General features: G+C 38.3%; 17 protein-coding genes. 10 read left to right on the top strand and 7 right to left on the bottom strand.

What is annotated here, in order from left to right; genetic code table 11:
* Positions 1–260 precede the first annotated feature (260 nt).
* Together BG04_RS01950 and fbp are read left to right on the top strand one after the other, a co-directional pair.
* Positions 261–1136: a YitT family protein gene (locus BG04_RS01950; RefSeq protein ID WP_013084111.1), complete on the top strand. Its 876-nt coding sequence runs from the start codon at positions 261–263 to the stop codon at positions 1134–1136.
* 765 nt (positions 1137–1901) lie between these two features.
* Positions 1902–3830 (top strand): fructose-1,6-bisphosphatase, encoded by a 1929-nt coding sequence (gene fbp, locus BG04_RS01945; protein WP_013084110.1) that lies wholly within the window; start codon positions 1902–1904, stop codon positions 3828–3830.
* Positions 3831–3883: 53 nt separating this feature from the next.
* Here the strand turns inward: fbp and BG04_RS01940 are convergent, their stop codons facing one another.
* Positions 3884–4591, bottom strand: coding sequence for a M48 family metallopeptidase (locus BG04_RS01940; protein WP_034650251.1), 708 nt, complete (start codon positions 4589–4591; stop codon positions 3884–3886).
* Position 4592: 1 nt separating this feature from the next.
* Positions 4593–5096, bottom strand: coding sequence for a YehS family protein (locus tag BG04_RS01935; RefSeq protein ID WP_016766592.1), 504 nt, complete (start codon positions 5094–5096; stop codon positions 4593–4595).
* 422 nt (positions 5097–5518) lie between these two features.
* On the opposite strand from BG04_RS01935, the gene BG04_RS01930 reads away from it, so the two are divergent.
* From BG04_RS01930 to phaZ, 3 genes are all read left to right on the top strand, one after another.
* Positions 5519–6049 carry an ECF transporter S component gene (locus BG04_RS01930; protein WP_034655059.1) on the top strand — a complete coding sequence of 177 codons (531 nt, stop codon included), beginning with the start codon at positions 5519–5521 and terminating at the stop codon, positions 6047–6049.
* A gap of 89 nt (positions 6050–6138) precedes the next feature.
* The gene (locus BG04_RS01925) at positions 6139–6330 is read left to right on the top strand and encodes a hypothetical protein (protein WP_013058089.1); all 192 of its coding nucleotides are present in this window, start codon (positions 6139–6141) and stop codon (positions 6328–6330) included.
* Between the two features lie 207 nt (positions 6331–6537).
* The gene (gene phaZ / locus BG04_RS01920) at positions 6538–7434 is read left to right on the top strand and encodes an intracellular short-chain-length polyhydroxyalkanoate depolymerase (RefSeq protein WP_016766594.1); all 897 of its coding nucleotides are present in this window, start codon (positions 6538–6540) and stop codon (positions 7432–7434) included.
* A 169-nt stretch (positions 7435–7603) separates the two neighbouring features.
* On the opposite strand, the gene BG04_RS01915 is transcribed toward phaZ, so the two are convergent.
* Positions 7604–8170, bottom strand: a complete 567-nt coding sequence (locus BG04_RS01915) for a CBO0543 family protein (RefSeq protein ID WP_013084105.1) — start codon at positions 8168–8170, stop codon at positions 7604–7606.
* 295 nt (positions 8171–8465) lie between these two features.
* Here BG04_RS01915 and BG04_RS30525 point away from each other — a divergent pair, with 295 nt between their 5' ends.
* The 4 genes from BG04_RS30525 (at position 8466) to BG04_RS01900 (ending at position 11126) form a co-directional block, all read left to right on the top strand.
* Positions 8466–8639, top strand: coding sequence for a glycine zipper domain-containing protein (locus tag BG04_RS30525; protein ID WP_016766596.1), 174 nt, complete (start codon positions 8466–8468; stop codon positions 8637–8639).
* Between the two features lie 23 nt (positions 8640–8662).
* Complete coding sequence (locus BG04_RS01910; RefSeq protein WP_034650254.1) at positions 8663–9040, top strand: hypothetical protein; 378 nt, start codon at positions 8663–8665, stop codon at positions 9038–9040.
* A 273-nt stretch (positions 9041–9313) separates the two neighbouring features.
* A complete protein-coding gene (locus BG04_RS01905) occupies positions 9314–9937 on the top strand; it encodes an FMN-binding negative transcriptional regulator (protein ID WP_034650256.1) in 624 nt (207 codons plus the stop codon).
* A 211-nt stretch (positions 9938–10148) separates the two neighbouring features.
* Positions 10149–11126, top strand: a complete 978-nt coding sequence (locus tag BG04_RS01900) for a ring-cleaving dioxygenase (RefSeq protein WP_016766598.1) — start codon at positions 10149–10151, stop codon at positions 11124–11126.
* Between the two features lie 69 nt (positions 11127–11195).
* Here BG04_RS01900 and BG04_RS31215 read toward each other — a convergent pair whose 3' ends face one another.
* The 4 genes from BG04_RS31215 to BG04_RS01880 all read right to left on the bottom strand — a co-directional run bounded on the left by BG04_RS31215 (position 11196) and on the right by BG04_RS01880 (position 13495).
* Positions 11196–11465: a YjcZ family sporulation protein gene (locus tag BG04_RS31215; RefSeq protein ID WP_016766599.1), complete on the bottom strand. Its 270-nt coding sequence runs from the start codon at positions 11463–11465 to the stop codon at positions 11196–11198.
* Positions 11466–11697: 232 nt separating this feature from the next.
* Positions 11698–12591 (bottom strand): tyrosinase family protein, encoded by an 894-nt coding sequence (locus tag BG04_RS01890; protein WP_034650258.1) that lies wholly within the window; start codon positions 12589–12591, stop codon positions 11698–11700.
* Positions 12592–12768: 177 nt separating this feature from the next.
* A complete protein-coding gene (locus BG04_RS01885; protein ID WP_013084099.1) occupies positions 12769–13281 on the bottom strand; it encodes a hypothetical protein in 513 nt (170 codons plus the stop codon).
* A 4-nt stretch (positions 13282–13285) separates the two neighbouring features.
* Positions 13286–13495 carry a hypothetical protein gene (locus BG04_RS01880; protein ID WP_029323142.1) on the bottom strand — a complete coding sequence of 70 codons (210 nt, stop codon included), beginning with the start codon at positions 13493–13495 and terminating at the stop codon, positions 13286–13288.
* Positions 13496–13693: 198 nt separating this feature from the next.
* On the opposite strand from BG04_RS01880, the gene BG04_RS01875 reads away from it, so the two are divergent.
* Entirely contained in the window at positions 13694–14233 is a 540-nt protein-coding gene (locus BG04_RS01875; RefSeq protein WP_034650260.1) for a GNAT family N-acetyltransferase, read from the top strand.
* The last annotated feature ends 36 nt before the right edge of the window (positions 14234–14269 follow it).

The following is a 14269-nucleotide window of genomic DNA, read 5'->3' as shown; positions in this document are numbered from 1 at the left end:
ATTGTGTTACTATCCTTGCTCAAATCTATAGACGAAAGTTATGTAACTTATCAATCTTTACCGAACAAAAATAATTCTTCTTAAACTTAACAGAAATAGGGACTTATTGCAAGGATAGAGTCTGTACAGCTAGAATTTCTCTTTTATCTATGTTTGCACTATGTGAGCTAAAAAGCGATACGTAAGCCTCCTTAGTTCAAATAAAGAGAATGTTTGTGGTACACTTAAATAGTAAAAAACATTTAAAAGTGAGGAATTATATGAACACACCTAAAAAACATCACAGGCCTAAGCGGCTAAAAATTGCTTTCCGAGCGTTAATGGTCATTATCGGAGGAATTATTGCAGCTTACGGCTTAGAAACTGTCTTAATTCCAAATCATGTTTCAGATGGAGGGGTAACAGGCATTAGCATCGTTGCTTCAAACCTATTTGGCTTGCCACTTGGGGTTCTCATTGCCGTTATCAACATTCCTTTTGTATGGTTAGGATATCAACAAATTGGGAAAAGCTTTGCCATATTTTCCATCCTCGGAATTGTCTCATTAGCTGTCGGTACTAGCCTCATGCATCACACTCCAGCAATTATTGAAGGAGATACACTACTCGTAACCGTTGTTGGCGGTATTATCCTCGGGTTTGGAATGGGAATTGCACTTCGTAACGGCGGGGCCTTAGATGGCATCGATATGCTGGCCGTACTGCTTTCTCGAAAATTGCCGTTTGGAACAAGTGATCTTATTTTGTTCTTAAATGCATTTGTATTTATTTTCGTTTCATTAGTATTTGGTCTGCAAGGCGCGATTCTTTCTGCAATTGCATACTTTATTGCATCCAAAGTTATTCACATCGTAGAGGTAGGACTAAGCGGATCGAAAACCTTCCAGATTATCACTTCTCAGCCTGCATTAATGGTAGAGACAATACGTGATCGTTTAGGTCGAAGCGCTACATACAAAGAAGCTTACGGCGGTTATTCTCATGAAAAATTTAAGGAAATCACATGCGTAATCAACCGTTTGGAAGAAAGTAAAATGAAAGAAATCATCAATGAAATTGACCCAACGGCTTTTGTTACGGTATATGACGTAGCGGAAGTTAAAGGCGGTAATTTCAGAAAGAATAATATTCACTAAGTTCACAAATCACTACATTCGTACGAACACTCTGCAATAATTCACTTTTAGGTTAGAGTGTAGAGATAAGAAAAGCAGCGTGATGTTTTACATCCGCTGCTTTTTTATATCGTAAAATTTATTTAGTACAGGGCGCCCGTTGTATAGCTAAATTGCTTAGGGGCGGGTTTTAAAACCGGATATGCTGAAATAGTGAAACGGTCAGAATTAGGGTGGATAAGGTATTAGCAGACATTAATGTGATGATTTCCCCTTGATTTTTCTCTTCATCTAACAAATCCAACAGAAAAAATCTCTGAACATAAAAGAACAGAGATTCAACAGAATGATGATTCTTATATAATACAAAGGATGACTTTTCCTGTCTCAGAAAGGTCATTTTTATTGTAACACCAGCAAGATCTTAACGCTGTGAGATATCTCACAGCTAGGGAAGAAAAAACCTGCTATTATATAGAGGTCGGAGTAAACTTTTTTAATTATGTGCGCTTCTTTCATATGTATCGAACCTGTTGACTGAGATCAGCAGGTTTTTTTATGTTACCAGCTAGCTGTCATCTTTAAAGGGGCAAGATCGTTTAATCTTTATAAACAAATAGACTTTATACCATTTTACCTATACGTAAAATAGGTTAAAATAAAGGGGTGAGGCGTGGAGAGAAAAGAGTTAAATAAGAGGTGCGTTACATTATGATCACAATTTATCTTACAAGGTTATAACGGTGATTATACTAAATGGTGAACGTTGAAAGGGGATACATAGTTTTGAACACAAAATACCTAGATTTACTTGCACAAAAGTATGATACGGAAGAAAAAGTGGTAACCGAAATTATTAACCTTGAAGCTATTCTTCATCTGCCAAAGGGGACCGAACATTTTGTCAGTGATTTACACGGCGAATATCAAGCCTTTCAGCACGTGCTGCGAAACGGTTCGGGAAATGTAAAAGAGAAAATCAAAGACCTTTTTAAAAATGTATTATCAGACAAAGAAATCAATGAATTTGCGACATTAGTGTATTATCCTGAAGAAAAATTACCGTTGATTAAAGCGCAGTTTCGAAACAAAAAGGAACTCTATCAATGGTATACAGAAATCATTGATCGTATGCTTAATCTCATTTCGTACGCTTCTTCTAAATACACGCGTTCTAAACTGCGTAAAGCATTGCCGGATCAATTTGTGTACATTATTGAAGAGCTGCTATATAAAACGGATGAATTTACAAATAAAGAACAGTACTATACAAAGATTGTTCAGCAGATTATTTCTCTGGGACAAGCCGATAAGCTTATTATAGGACTTGCTTATACGACGCAAAGATTGGTTGTGGACCATCTGCACGTAGTAGGGGATATTTATGACCGTGGACCTGAACCGGATAAAATTATGGATACGCTGATTAACTATCACTCCGTTGATATTCAGTGGGGAAATCACGATGTGCTATGGCTAGGGGCTTTTGCGGGTTCGAAAGTGTGTCTTGCCAATATTATTCGTATCTGCGCGAGATACGACAATCTAGATATTATTGAAGACGTATATGGCATTAACCTGAGACCCCTGCTTAACCTGGCGGAGAAATATTATGATGATAATCCTGCTTTTAGACCAAAGGTAAGCTCAAGTGATAAACTATCCGATCACGAGCGACTACAAATTACGAAAATTCATCAGGCTATTGCGATGATTCAGTTCAAGCTTGAAAGTCCGATTATAAAAAGACGTCCTTTCTTTAATATGTCAGAAAGGCTGTTGCTTGAAAAAATTGATTATGATAAAAATGAAATTACGATATACGGAAACACGTATCAGCTAGAAAACAGCTGCTTTGCAACGATTAATCCGGCGCAGCCTGATCAGCTATTAGAAGAAGAAGAGCAGGTAATGGAAAGACTGCTGCTTTCTGTGCAGCATTCGGAAAAGCTGGCGAGACATATGAAGTTTCTGATGAAAAAAGGCAGCCTTTATTTAAAATACAACGGAAACTTATTAATACACGGCTGCATTCCTTTAGATGAAGAAGGAAACATGGAAAAAATGACGATAGAAGATAAAACGTATGCGGGACGCAACTTGCTTGATGTGTTTGAACATTATTTACAAGAGGCTTTTGCACATCCTGAAGAAACGGATGATTTGGCAACAGATATGGTCTGGTACCTATGGACAGGGGAATATTCATCACTTTTCGGGAAACGCGCAATGACGACGTTTGAACGATATTTTATCAGTGATAAAGCAACGCATAAAGAAAAAAAGAATCCGTATTACTACTTACGGGAAAATGAAGAAGTCTGCCGAAACATTCTGGAAGAATTTAAGCTGAATCCGGATCATGGTCATATCATTAATGGTCATACGCCAGTCAAAGAAATTGAAGGAGAAAACCCAGTCAAAGCAAATGGAAAGATGATTGTTATTGACGGCGGTTTTTCAAAAGCGTATCAGTCTACAACAGGGATTGCTGGCTATACATTATTATATAATTCTTACGGTATGCAGCTAGTCGCTCATAAACACTTTAATTCAAAAGAAGAGATTTTATTAGAAGGAACGGACGTTTTATCCGTAAAGCGATTGGTTGATAAAGAACTAGAAAGAAAAATGGTTTTAGAAACAAACGTCGGAGAAGAATTGTTAAAAGAAATTTCGATTTTAAAAGATTTAAGAAAATATCGCTATAGTTAAAGATAAAAAAAGAGCAGTATGCCCCGGGGCTTCTGCTCTTTTTTATGTAGCCACTACACTGTCATTTCCCAGCTCGACATTTCCAGCCAGTTCTCTTGTTCACGATAATCGGGCATGATTTTACCGACAAGACGCCAAAACGACCGGTCGTGATTCATATGAACCATGTGGCACATTTCATGAACGACTACGTAATCAATGACGTGCTGCGGTGCCATTGCCAGCCGCCAGTTAAAGGTTAGCTGACGCTTGGAATCACACGTGCCCCACGCTTTTTTGCTATCGGAAATCGAAATGGAGCGCGGCTTTGTTTTAAAATGTTTTTGATAGGAGGAGATACTCTTGGTTACTAGCGCTTTACATTGTTGATAGTAAAAGCGTTTGAGCGCTTGTTTTATCGCTTCATTGTCGTGTTGATTGACATAAATCTGAAGCGTGTTCGCTTCAAACACTACAGAATCCTTTGTAATGGTCGAATCGTGATGAATCTGTATCGGATAGTTTTTTCCTACATACAAAAAGCGTTCTCCGGGTTCATAGACTTTTTTCTGTGGTCCATGCGTTCTATCTTTCATTTCGTTTATTTTTTGCTGAATCAATGTCCAGTTGTTCTCTAATAACATCCGTACTTGTTCAGTAGAGGTTCCTTTAGGAGCAAGGACTTCGACCGTTCCGTATCCGTCTACTTTGATTGCAAAAGAACTTCGGTTTTTATATCGTATTTCATAATGAATACTCTGATTTGAAAAAGTGTGTATCATTTTATCCTCTATATTGTACGGTTAAGCCTCTTAGGAATTTTCGAGCAAAATTCTCTTTGCACGGTTTGTAATTTTTGTGGCCTTTTTTTCGTAATAAAGCACCTAATTCTGCTTTAGATACACGTATGCCACCGTCGTCGAATACTTCTAACATCTCTTCACTGGTTAGGGACAAAGCAATTTTTACTTTCTTTAATAAGACGTTATACATATTTTGATTGCTTTGAACCGGCGCTGGAGGTGCTTGCCCTGGTTTAGGGTCTTGTTCTCCTCTTTTAAAGGTAATAAAACCGTTTAAAAAAGAATCTAACATATTGTTACTGCACGAGATGTGTTCGTCCGCATGAATTGCATCCTCGTCCTCTTCGTCCGGTGTTCTCGTAAGGATCTTTAATACGTCTTCTTTTGTTACGTCTACTCCGCCAAGATTAAAGATCTCTACCATTTCTGTGTTTTTTAAATCCAAGGCATATCGTAATCTAATTAAAATATCGTTATTATCCATTCTTGCTCCTCCTATAACTTGCTTGCTGTATGTAAAAATCATGACTGCCACAATCTGAACGAACTTGGTCAATATCAGTACAATTATAGTAACAGGTTTCGCTGGAATTCTAGGTTATTCCATTCATTTCTACAAACATATAATTTCTCATATTTATCAGCCTTCGTCAACTCTTGAAAAAGAACGATTTGCTCATATTATGCCCGAACAGACTCTTTACCATAACAAAAATTAGGCGCCGCAGTCTGCTAAAGGAAGCAGAAGCAGCTTTATTTTTTTAAGAACAGATAGGACAATTTTTGAAGTTGGCGGATCCCTGTGTGCTGCTAGAATGATATACCTTACTAAATAAATAGTTTTACGTATTTATTAAGTGTGTAATTAGGAGTATGATAGTAGTAAAAAAAGAAAGAGGTCAACAGATGAATTCAACATACTCACCCAGAGAATCAACCAAAATTAAAGCTTTATCTATGCATGCACTTTTTATCGCACTGACGTTTGTAGCGACAATGTTTATCAACATCAAGCTTCCAATCATGGGTAACGGAGGCCTCATCCATTTAGGCAACGTTCCTCTTTTTATAGCAGCCTTTATTTACGGCAAAAAGACAGGAGCCATCGCCGGGGCTTTTGGAATGGGGTTATTCGACCTCATCTCCGGCTGGACAGCATGGGCGCCGTTTACGTTTATTATCGTAGGGGCAATGGGCTTTTTAGCAGGTCTTATATCTGAAAAAGCACCTGGTAAAAGAGCACTTGTGAACACACTGGCAGTTGTTGCTGCGCTGATTGTAAAAATCGTGGGCTACTATTTTGCCGAAGTGATTCTTTACGGTAACTGGATCGTTCCGCTTGGCTCTATACCGGGGAATGTGATGCAAGTTGTTATTGCTGGCATCATCGTCGTTCCGCTTGTAGGACGCTTAAAAAACAGAGCTGTACAGATTTAATCGCTCAATTGTAAGTCGTTTTACCATTATCCTATCCTTAAGTGATATACTTGATAGATATTCATCAAGTGAAAGGAGCGGAAAACACCATGAAATATTTAAAATCACAGATGAAGCAGCTCATTAAAGACAATCAGGAACTGCAAGGTAAGCTGAATGGACTGATGAAAGAGCACAGCCTTGAAAAAAACTTTGCTCTTAAAGCTCTGTACCATGCAGAAGTGGCTGAAGGCGGGAAATATCAGCTTGCCTATCAAGCATTAGACGCACCGAAAAAGTAATGGCCTTGTTGCTCATTCGTATATTTCTTCATTATAAAAAGGCAGCCGAATCGCATATTTGGCTGTCTTTTTTAGCAAGTAGAATAACATAGCATTATGTTGGCTTTTGCACAACTTCTTTCTAACTGCTTAAATCTTGATAAATAGGGTATTAAAAAATAAATGCTACCGATCGTTCTAATTATATAAGAAAAGAGGAAAATAGCGATGACCGTATCTGCTTTAGAACAAGCAAAAGTAGAATTACCGAATGGAGAAACAGTAAATTACCGAATGAAAAAAGGCGGAAAAGAGGTACTTTTGTTAATTCACGGAAACATGAATTCTTCCCTTAACTGGGATGTGTTAATGAATGAACTTCCAGAACATATCACAGCTTATGCGATCGATTTAAGAGGATTTGGAGACTCCACTTATCATACACCTATCCACACAATCAAAGACTTATCAGATGATGTCAAACTGTTTGCGGATGCTTTAAAGTTGTCTGCTTTTACAATAAGCGGGTGGTCATTAGGAGGAGCAGTTGCTATGCAATATGTGATTGATCATCCGAATGATGCCAAAAATTTAATTCTCTTAAGCTCCGTCAACATTAAAGGCTACCCCATTCCAAGAAGAACGTTCCTAGAACTGCCTATTCCTAACAACTTTATACAAACCAAAGAAGAAGTAAAAGAAGCATTTAGAATGGTAGAAAACGCAAAAGAAACAAAAAACACATGGTTTTTAAAAATGATGCTGCGACAATTTTTATATACAAAAAATAAGCCGTCTGCTGATCAATTTGAAAAATATTTAGAAGGAACGATCAAGCAGCGAAATTTAATTGATATCAATTACGCACTCATGAGATTTAATATTTCAAACGATTTTAATGGTGTTGTGGAAGGGACAGGAGAGGTGGAAAAAATTATGATTCCTACTATGGTTATTCAAGGCGATGAAGATAAGATGGTTTCCACAAGAGATGCATCTGACATCGCGAAAGGCATAGGGGAAAACGCGACGTTAAAAATTATGAAAGGCGTAGGCCACTGCCCGTTGTTAGATGATTTAAGCAGTTTAATGGACTTATACAACGCTAATTTAAGCAGGGCTTAGTTTGCTGCTAACAGAAGTTTTATTATTGCTAGATGCAGCATGTTCTAAATTAACAATAAGAAAAGCCTTCTATTTTTTGAGGAAGCAGACAACTAGTAAGGAAAACAATCAAAAAAACGTAAGGTCTTTTGAAGATGCTTACGTTTTTTATTGATGACACTTATCAAATTTAATGCTGTTTTTCAAAATAAAGAAACAGATTGGTAATCCATTTTGATAGCAGTATCACACCCAGATAAAATACAAATAAATAACCGTAAGTAGCCCATTCATGCAGCTGGAAAAAGCCAATCCCTGTTAATAGAGGTTTGAAAATAAAAGCAAAAAACAAACAAAGAACAGTTGCATATACATAGTAATTTTTATGATGGTTAATTGTCCATTGATAAAGAAGCATAAAAGAGACAGGAATAAGCGAAGCATCTAGGCTAAAGCTTACGGGTATGATTGTGTTGATTTGGTAAGGATACGTCCACAGCCCGTTATAAACTCCAGCGGTGTCGCTATAGTGAAACCAAACGTGTACGTTAAATCCATAAAACCCTAAGTGAAAGGCTTTTTTTCGATCAATTAAAAAATAGAGAATGACTAAAGGTAAAATGAAAGCCCCCAAGGTAACCCAAAACTGCCAAGAGCCTGGAGTGGAGTATTGCTGCCAATATTCAGCCCACGTTTTGGCTAGATTTTCTTGTATGCTATGTATTTTTTTTAGATATTCCTGTTGGTTTGGTGTCAATGTAATCCATCCTTTTTAAGTAAGCAAAATTTCGTTACTTTTAAAATGCCCTTTTCTTAAGGTTTGGATACCTTTCCCTGTTGAGTTGTTTGTATTTTTCTGCACGTAAAACAATGTACGTATTTGGGATGATCTGCATGCTTACGTCGGTCTTGCTGATTGGAGAGGCCGTTTATCAGCTCATCATTTAAAAAGCAGTTACAGAGACTGCTTTTTTTCCATTTTTATGAAACTTTTAGCGCGATTTTTACGTATAAAAGGTATCAATAAAATAGTAGAAAAAAGGAGTGGTTTTTTGTCTGAAGAAAAGAAAAAGACAGATTATCTAGGAATGGGGTTAGGGATGGGCGTTGCGATGGGAGCTTCTCTCGGTATGCTTATGGATAATATTGGGTTCGGCATTGCGATCGGAACGGCCTTAGGAGTTGCTTTTGGAACGGCAATGAATCAAAGGAATAAAAAGGAATAAAGTTTTGAAAGAAGGAGTTCAGAATGAAGTATTTTGACGAAGCAAAAGAGCTATGGTTAAACTATGTTCCGAGAAATGGCCAGTCGGATATCGTAGAAGGAGAAGTCATCCGGGCCATTGAAAAGCTTCGCTGTGAAGCTCAAGGCAACGGAAATGCCAATTGGGACGGCGGATTTGAGATGCTGGTGTTATATATACTAGACGTATTGAATGATCCGGACGTATTCAGCACAGCTATGTTAGCCGAAATAAACGCCGATGTTCACACCTTGCTCACTTCGGCAGAAGATCCGTATTTAGAAGATGACTTATACGATCGTTTGACCGACCGCGTCATTGAGTGGCATATAGCCAAAGGCGGACCTATCAAACGAGAGAAAAATCCTCAATTGTATAGATAAACGTGAGAAAGGAGCTGTTTTAAACAAGCTCTTCTTTTTTTGAGTTTCTGAAGCTTTATTTAACAAACATGTATCTAGTTGCATCATGTGCTAAATAAATACATATAAAAAATAGCGGTTTACATCGTAGCAGTGTAGCATAAGCTTCTTAAAAAATCCATTCATAGATGGTAAAATGTTTGCTGACCTCCATAAAAAGTTCATAACTGACGCTGTTGCAAACACGTATAGTATTATATCTTTTACTAAATAAGAGATAAAGGAGAAGCGCCGATGTATATTCCAAAGTATTTTAAAGTGAATGAGGAACAAATAATGTATGAATTTATTGAAGACAATGGATTTGCCACTTTGTTTTCGTATCATAATGAAAAGCCTTATGCTACTCATTTGCCCCTGATGTTAAACCGGAAAGAAAAAGCTTTATACGGACATTTTGCTCGTCCGAATCTGCAGTGGAAAGATGCTGAAAATCAAGAAATTTTGGTTGTTTTTCAAGGGCCTCACTGTTATATTTCACCGTCTTGGTATGAAACGAATCAAGCTGTACCAACATGGAATTATGAAGCTGTTCACGTGTATGGCACCATGAAAGTGATTGAAGAACCAACAGAACTGCTTGGGCTGCTGAGGAAGATGGTGGAGAAATATGAAAGCCCGAGCAGTACATATACACTAGATGACGTTGATCCTGCTTATATGAATGGTTTAAGCAAAGGAATCATTGGGTTTAAAATCGACATCAGCAAAATGGAAGGCAAACAAAAGATAAGTCAAAATCATTCAGTCGAAAGACAGCAGTTAGTCATAGAAAAATTAGAGCAGACGTCTCGTGAAAATGAAACAAAAATTGCGGAGCTGATGAAGCAAAATGTGCAGCGCGTGCTTAAGAAGTAACCGCTGTTGGAAAAGATCAGCAGTTTGTTAAAGGGAAGATAAAGAGAAACTAACTATGTGTTTAGTTTCTTTTTTATGTTCACAACATTTTCTTGTTATTGACAAACAGGCTGTATATCCTTTAAAATTATCTTTAATTAAAGATAATTAAATTAAAGATAATTTTAGTGGAAGTTAAAAAATTTATATATTATGAAAAGAGGCGGAGCAGATGGAATTGTTAGGGTTGCATCATGTATCTATTTTGACGGGGAAAGCTGAGAAAAACTATCAGTTTTTCACCAAAGTTTTAGGCATGCGATTAGTAAAAAAAACGGTGAATCAAGATAACACTCAGTCTTACCACTTGTTTTATGCAGATGGAGAAGGGACGCCAGGAACGGAAGTAACGTTTTTTGATATTCCGGGACTTGCAAGAACGCATCAAGGTGCATCTGACATTTCGACTGTTTCGCTTCGCGTTAAAAGTACGGATTCTTTACATTTTTGGAAAGAGCGCTTTGAGCAGTACGGAGTGGAATATGAAGAAATAGCTAAACGAGCTAATCGTGATACGTTAGCATTTAAAGATTATGAAGGTACACGTTTGCTTCTTGTCGCGGACAACGGTGAAAAAGGGGTAAGAGCAGGCGTGCCGTGGAAGTGCGAAGACATTCCGTTAGAACATGCGATTATCGGCTTAGGACCGGTCACGCTAACGGTGGTTACGCCAGAACCAACTGTTGACGTACTGACAAATATTATGGGATTTCGCTACGCGGGTTCTTATCCATCTCTTGCAGGAGATCATAGAGATATTTTGGTTTATGCAACAGGTGAAGGCGGAAGCGGAGCCGAAGTTCATATTGAAACGAGACCCGATTTGCCGAAAGTTCGCTTAGGGCGCGGTGGCGTTCATCACGTTGCATTCCGTGTTCCAAATGAAGAAGAATACAATAAGTGGGCAGCTCGATTAAATGAAAACAGTCTGCCGAATTCCGGTAAAGTAGAACGATACTATTTCAAAGCACTTTATTTCAGAGAACCAAACGGCATTTTATTTGAATTATCAACGGACACACCTGGATTTGCGACCGATGAACCGCTTGAAACGATGGGCCAAACATTAGCCCTGCCGCCATTTTTAGAGCCGAAGCGCAAAGAAATCGAAGAAAAGTTGAGACCCCTAGATTTGGATGAAACGCTATAGAATTCTGAAGGTGCCTGCCGCCTATTAAGACATGAAAAAACTCCAGTATTTATACTGGAGTTTTTTAGGTTAACACTCATCGTGCCAGAAACCGCAACCACATGCACCAATAATAATGAGTAAAATAAACAGTACGATGATAATGGCGAAACCATTACATCCGTGGTGAGGAACGCCATATCCACATTCAGGAACCATATATCCATAGTCCGGCATTGAATACCCGCAGTGTGGAACCATGTGCTCATAAGCAGGAGCTGTATAGGCATGGTGAGCCATAGCAGGTGAGAATGGCATATTTTCATTAGAACTAAAAGGTGCGTTTACGTTATTATGCATTTTGATATCTTCCCTTCATTTATAAAACTTTTATAAAGCTTTGATAACTTATTCATATGTTCCAAGGTCCTTATATGAAGCTTATTCACAGCCCAATTATGGTTGATTAACTATATTTTATGGTGAATGGAAATGAAACAGTGAGTTTTATGATGCTTGTGGCCTTATAAGTTATGTCAGAAGGGAAGGGGTTTACCTGTTTTTGATTGTATACTGCTGTTTCTAGAACGGGTTATGATGAACGTTTTGATTTTCTTAATTCTATATCGTATACGTACCCAAGCTTTCGATGGTTCATAACGTCTTCAGGGGTTGTATTCCAAGGGTACATCGGATCTCTAAAGTTTTGACCAAATGGCCCGTTTTTCATCGGCTGATAGTTTTGATTACGATGAACAATTTGCCATACAGCCCAAATACGATCCACATTTGCGTGGTGTAAAAAGAAGACAGGATCATTCGGAGCAGTAGGCACAACGCCCATCTGTCCGCCAACCCAACGGTGTACGCGATTGTGAAGCTGTGGCCCGTTAATAAATCCTTCAAGCTGATTACGAAAGCTGTTTTGGCTGGTCATATCCCAAGGCGGCGTATCATACTGAGTTATTTTTAAAGCATTGAGGACATCATCTCGAGTAGGGAGTGTAGGTGCCTCTTTCGTTGCTCCAAAATTACGTTTTAGCCCTCCGGAAGGATTTCCTTGTTCATCGATCGTCGTCCAGCGCCCAGCTGCAAATGGCCCGGTATCGACGATAAAATCTTTTATGGGATTTCCGTTTCCTCCCATAAAATCTGCACTCCAAATTTGTGATTGTGAGGGATCCTGCATCTGTGCGTCCGTTTCCCATTCCCAATAAGGAAGGGTTACTTCTGGATTGATTGACTGAAGGTCACGTTCGAATCGTAAAAGGTATTCACGATGCCACGGTAAAAAAGCAGAACTCATATGTGCTGCATTTCGATCGCTGCCCGGAGGAGTATGAAATTTACCTGCTGCACCATGCCAGGCTATATAGCGGTCATATATCCCTTTTTCCTTTAGTATTAGCACGGTACGAACAAAATCTCTTTTTTCCGTGTCGGTAAGATGTAATACGTTTTTTCTAACTCTGTACTTGTTACTCATTTTTTAACCTCTTTCTAAAAAAGAAGCAAGGGGCTGTTTCTTTTTTATATTTAGAATATGTCCAAGAGGTAAAAGTGCTACTGTAAATTTACAGAGACTTTTTTAAAGGTGTAAATCATAAATAGAGGTAAAATAAAAAAAACAGGCATGCGCCTGCTTTTATTCACTGCATTATTATTAATGACCAATTGGATACATGGTCGTTACGCTGTAGTCGTAGTCTTTGCCTCTGTAGTCAGTATACACAACTCTAACTTCTTGGTTTAAAGAACTAATATACTTTTCTTTAACGTAGTTGCCAGATTTATTGTTGGTGCCGTCTTCGCCTTCGTTGATGACTTCTTCAGCAACAGACATCGCTTGTTTTTCATTTAAATACTTACTGAATTGGCTTTTACCTTGATAGTTGTCAACGCCTGGTTTTTGCATATGCGCGATAATGTGGCAATATCCGTATTTATCATTTCCTTCTTGTAAGACAAGTTCTTTGCCGGTAAATAACCTGTCGCTTTGAGTCTCTGCAGAGCATTGGTTGCTTGATGTAGTGTCCGATGTGCTACTCGATGTGCTGCTTGAATTTTCATGCTGCTGAATGAGGGAAATGGGCGAATTGTTGGTAAATACAGCGATGAGGGCAATAACAAGTGCCACAATAGTGTATAGTATTTTGCTGTTTTTAAAAAAATCCATTCCTTTATGTGTCTCCTTTTTGAATCAACGTTAAAATCAAATCGACTTTCTTTTCTAGCTGATCAATTAAGTTTTGTTTTACTTGTTCTGATTGTAATAAAGCGCTTCTTAGTTCGTCCATATCTTTTTGCATATACGCACGGTTTTCTTTTTCTTGCTGCAGCTCTTTTTGAAGAGCGTGTATCGTGGACAGCAATTCTTTATCTTGGTTCATTTCTGCGTTCACCGCCTCTGTGTTGATAAAAAGCAACTTATGCCCACTATATAAAATACCACTATCTCCGCTGTAAATCGACTATTTGGATAGGAAATGAGTCCTCCCGGGTAGGATTTTAGCAGGATATTGCTAGTTGAGAGGAGAATAGTATGCTTTACCGTAGATAGATAAGCTGCGCAGAAAAGAGGGAAGAAAATGTTTCCAGAATTAGAGACAAAACGGCTGATGTTAAGAAAAATTGTAGAAGATGATGCCGGTGAGATTTTAGAATGCTTTTCTGATGAAGAGGTTCTGCGCTATTACGGGCAAAAACCTTTAGAATCGATCAACCAAGTGAAGGAGATCATTAAGAATTTTTCCAAAGGCTACGAAGAAAAGCAATTGATTAAATGGGGGATTCAGCTAAAAGGAAAAGAAAAGCTGATTGGAACAATAGGGTTTCAAGAGTGGTCTTCTGAGCATAAGAAAGCGAACGTAAGCTATGCTCTTTTTCCGGAGTATTGGAACAAAGGATACGCGACAGAAGCCGTTCATGAAGCGATTTCTTATGACTTCAACGAACTTCAATACAATCGTATAGGAGCGATTGTATTTACGCAAAATAGTGGATCTATCGCCTTGTTGAGCAAATTAGGATTTAAAAAGGAAGGGACGCTAAGAGAGTACCTGTACCAAAACGGCATCCCGTTTGATACATATGTTTATTCGCTGCTGCGCGGGGAAGCAAAGGTATAAATGCAAGCATGAAAAAAAGGAACATGGGGAGATGTT

Origin of the sequence: Priestia megaterium NBRC 15308 = ATCC 14581 (assembly GCF_000832985.1) — a bacterium.
In the GTDB taxonomy this organism is placed as follows: Bacteria; Bacillota; Bacilli; order Bacillales; family Bacillaceae_H; genus Priestia; species Priestia megaterium.
The sequence above is the reverse complement of the archived record's forward strand: the minus strand, read 5'-3'. Positions and strand labels throughout refer to the sequence as shown.

Bases quoted from the DNA above. Each gene is read 5' to 3' on its own strand.
- BG04_RS01875 (WP_034650260.1), top strand. From the start codon at position 13,694: ATGTTTCCAGAATTAGAGACAAAACGGCTGATGTTAAGAAAAATTGTA.
- BG04_RS01905 (WP_034650256.1), top strand. From the start codon at position 9,314: ATGTATATTCCAAAGTATTTTAAAGTGAATGAGGAACAAATAATGTAT.
- BG04_RS01900 (WP_016766598.1), top strand. From the start codon at position 10,149: ATGGAATTGTTAGGGTTGCATCATGTATCTATTTTGACGGGGAAAGCT.
- BG04_RS01935 (WP_016766592.1), bottom strand. From the start codon at position 5,096: ATGGATAATAACGATATTTTAATTAGATTACGATATGCCTTGGATTTA.
- BG04_RS01925 (WP_013058089.1), top strand. From the start codon at position 6,139: ATGAAATATTTAAAATCACAGATGAAGCAGCTCATTAAAGACAATCAG.
- phaZ (WP_016766594.1), top strand. From the start codon at position 6,538: ATGACCGTATCTGCTTTAGAACAAGCAAAAGTAGAATTACCGAATGGA.
- BG04_RS01940 (WP_034650251.1), bottom strand. From the start codon at position 4,591: ATGATACACACTTTTTCAAATCAGAGTATTCATTATGAAATACGATAT.
- BG04_RS31215 (WP_016766599.1), bottom strand. From the start codon at position 11,465: ATGCATAATAACGTAAACGCACCTTTTAGTTCTAATGAAAATATGCCA.
- BG04_RS01930 (WP_034655059.1), top strand. From the start codon at position 5,519: ATGAATTCAACATACTCACCCAGAGAATCAACCAAAATTAAAGCTTTA.
- BG04_RS01890 (WP_034650258.1), bottom strand. From the start codon at position 12,591: ATGAGTAACAAGTACAGAGTTAGAAAAAACGTATTACATCTTACCGAC.
- BG04_RS01880 (WP_029323142.1), bottom strand. From the start codon at position 13,495: ATGAACCAAGATAAAGAATTGCTGTCCACGATACACGCTCTTCAAAAA.
- BG04_RS01950 (WP_013084111.1), top strand. From the start codon at position 261: ATGAACACACCTAAAAAACATCACAGGCCTAAGCGGCTAAAAATTGCT.
- BG04_RS01910 (WP_034650254.1), top strand. From the start codon at position 8,663: ATGAAGTATTTTGACGAAGCAAAAGAGCTATGGTTAAACTATGTTCCG.
- BG04_RS01885 (WP_013084099.1), bottom strand. From the start codon at position 13,281: ATGGATTTTTTTAAAAACAGCAAAATACTATACACTATTGTGGCACTT.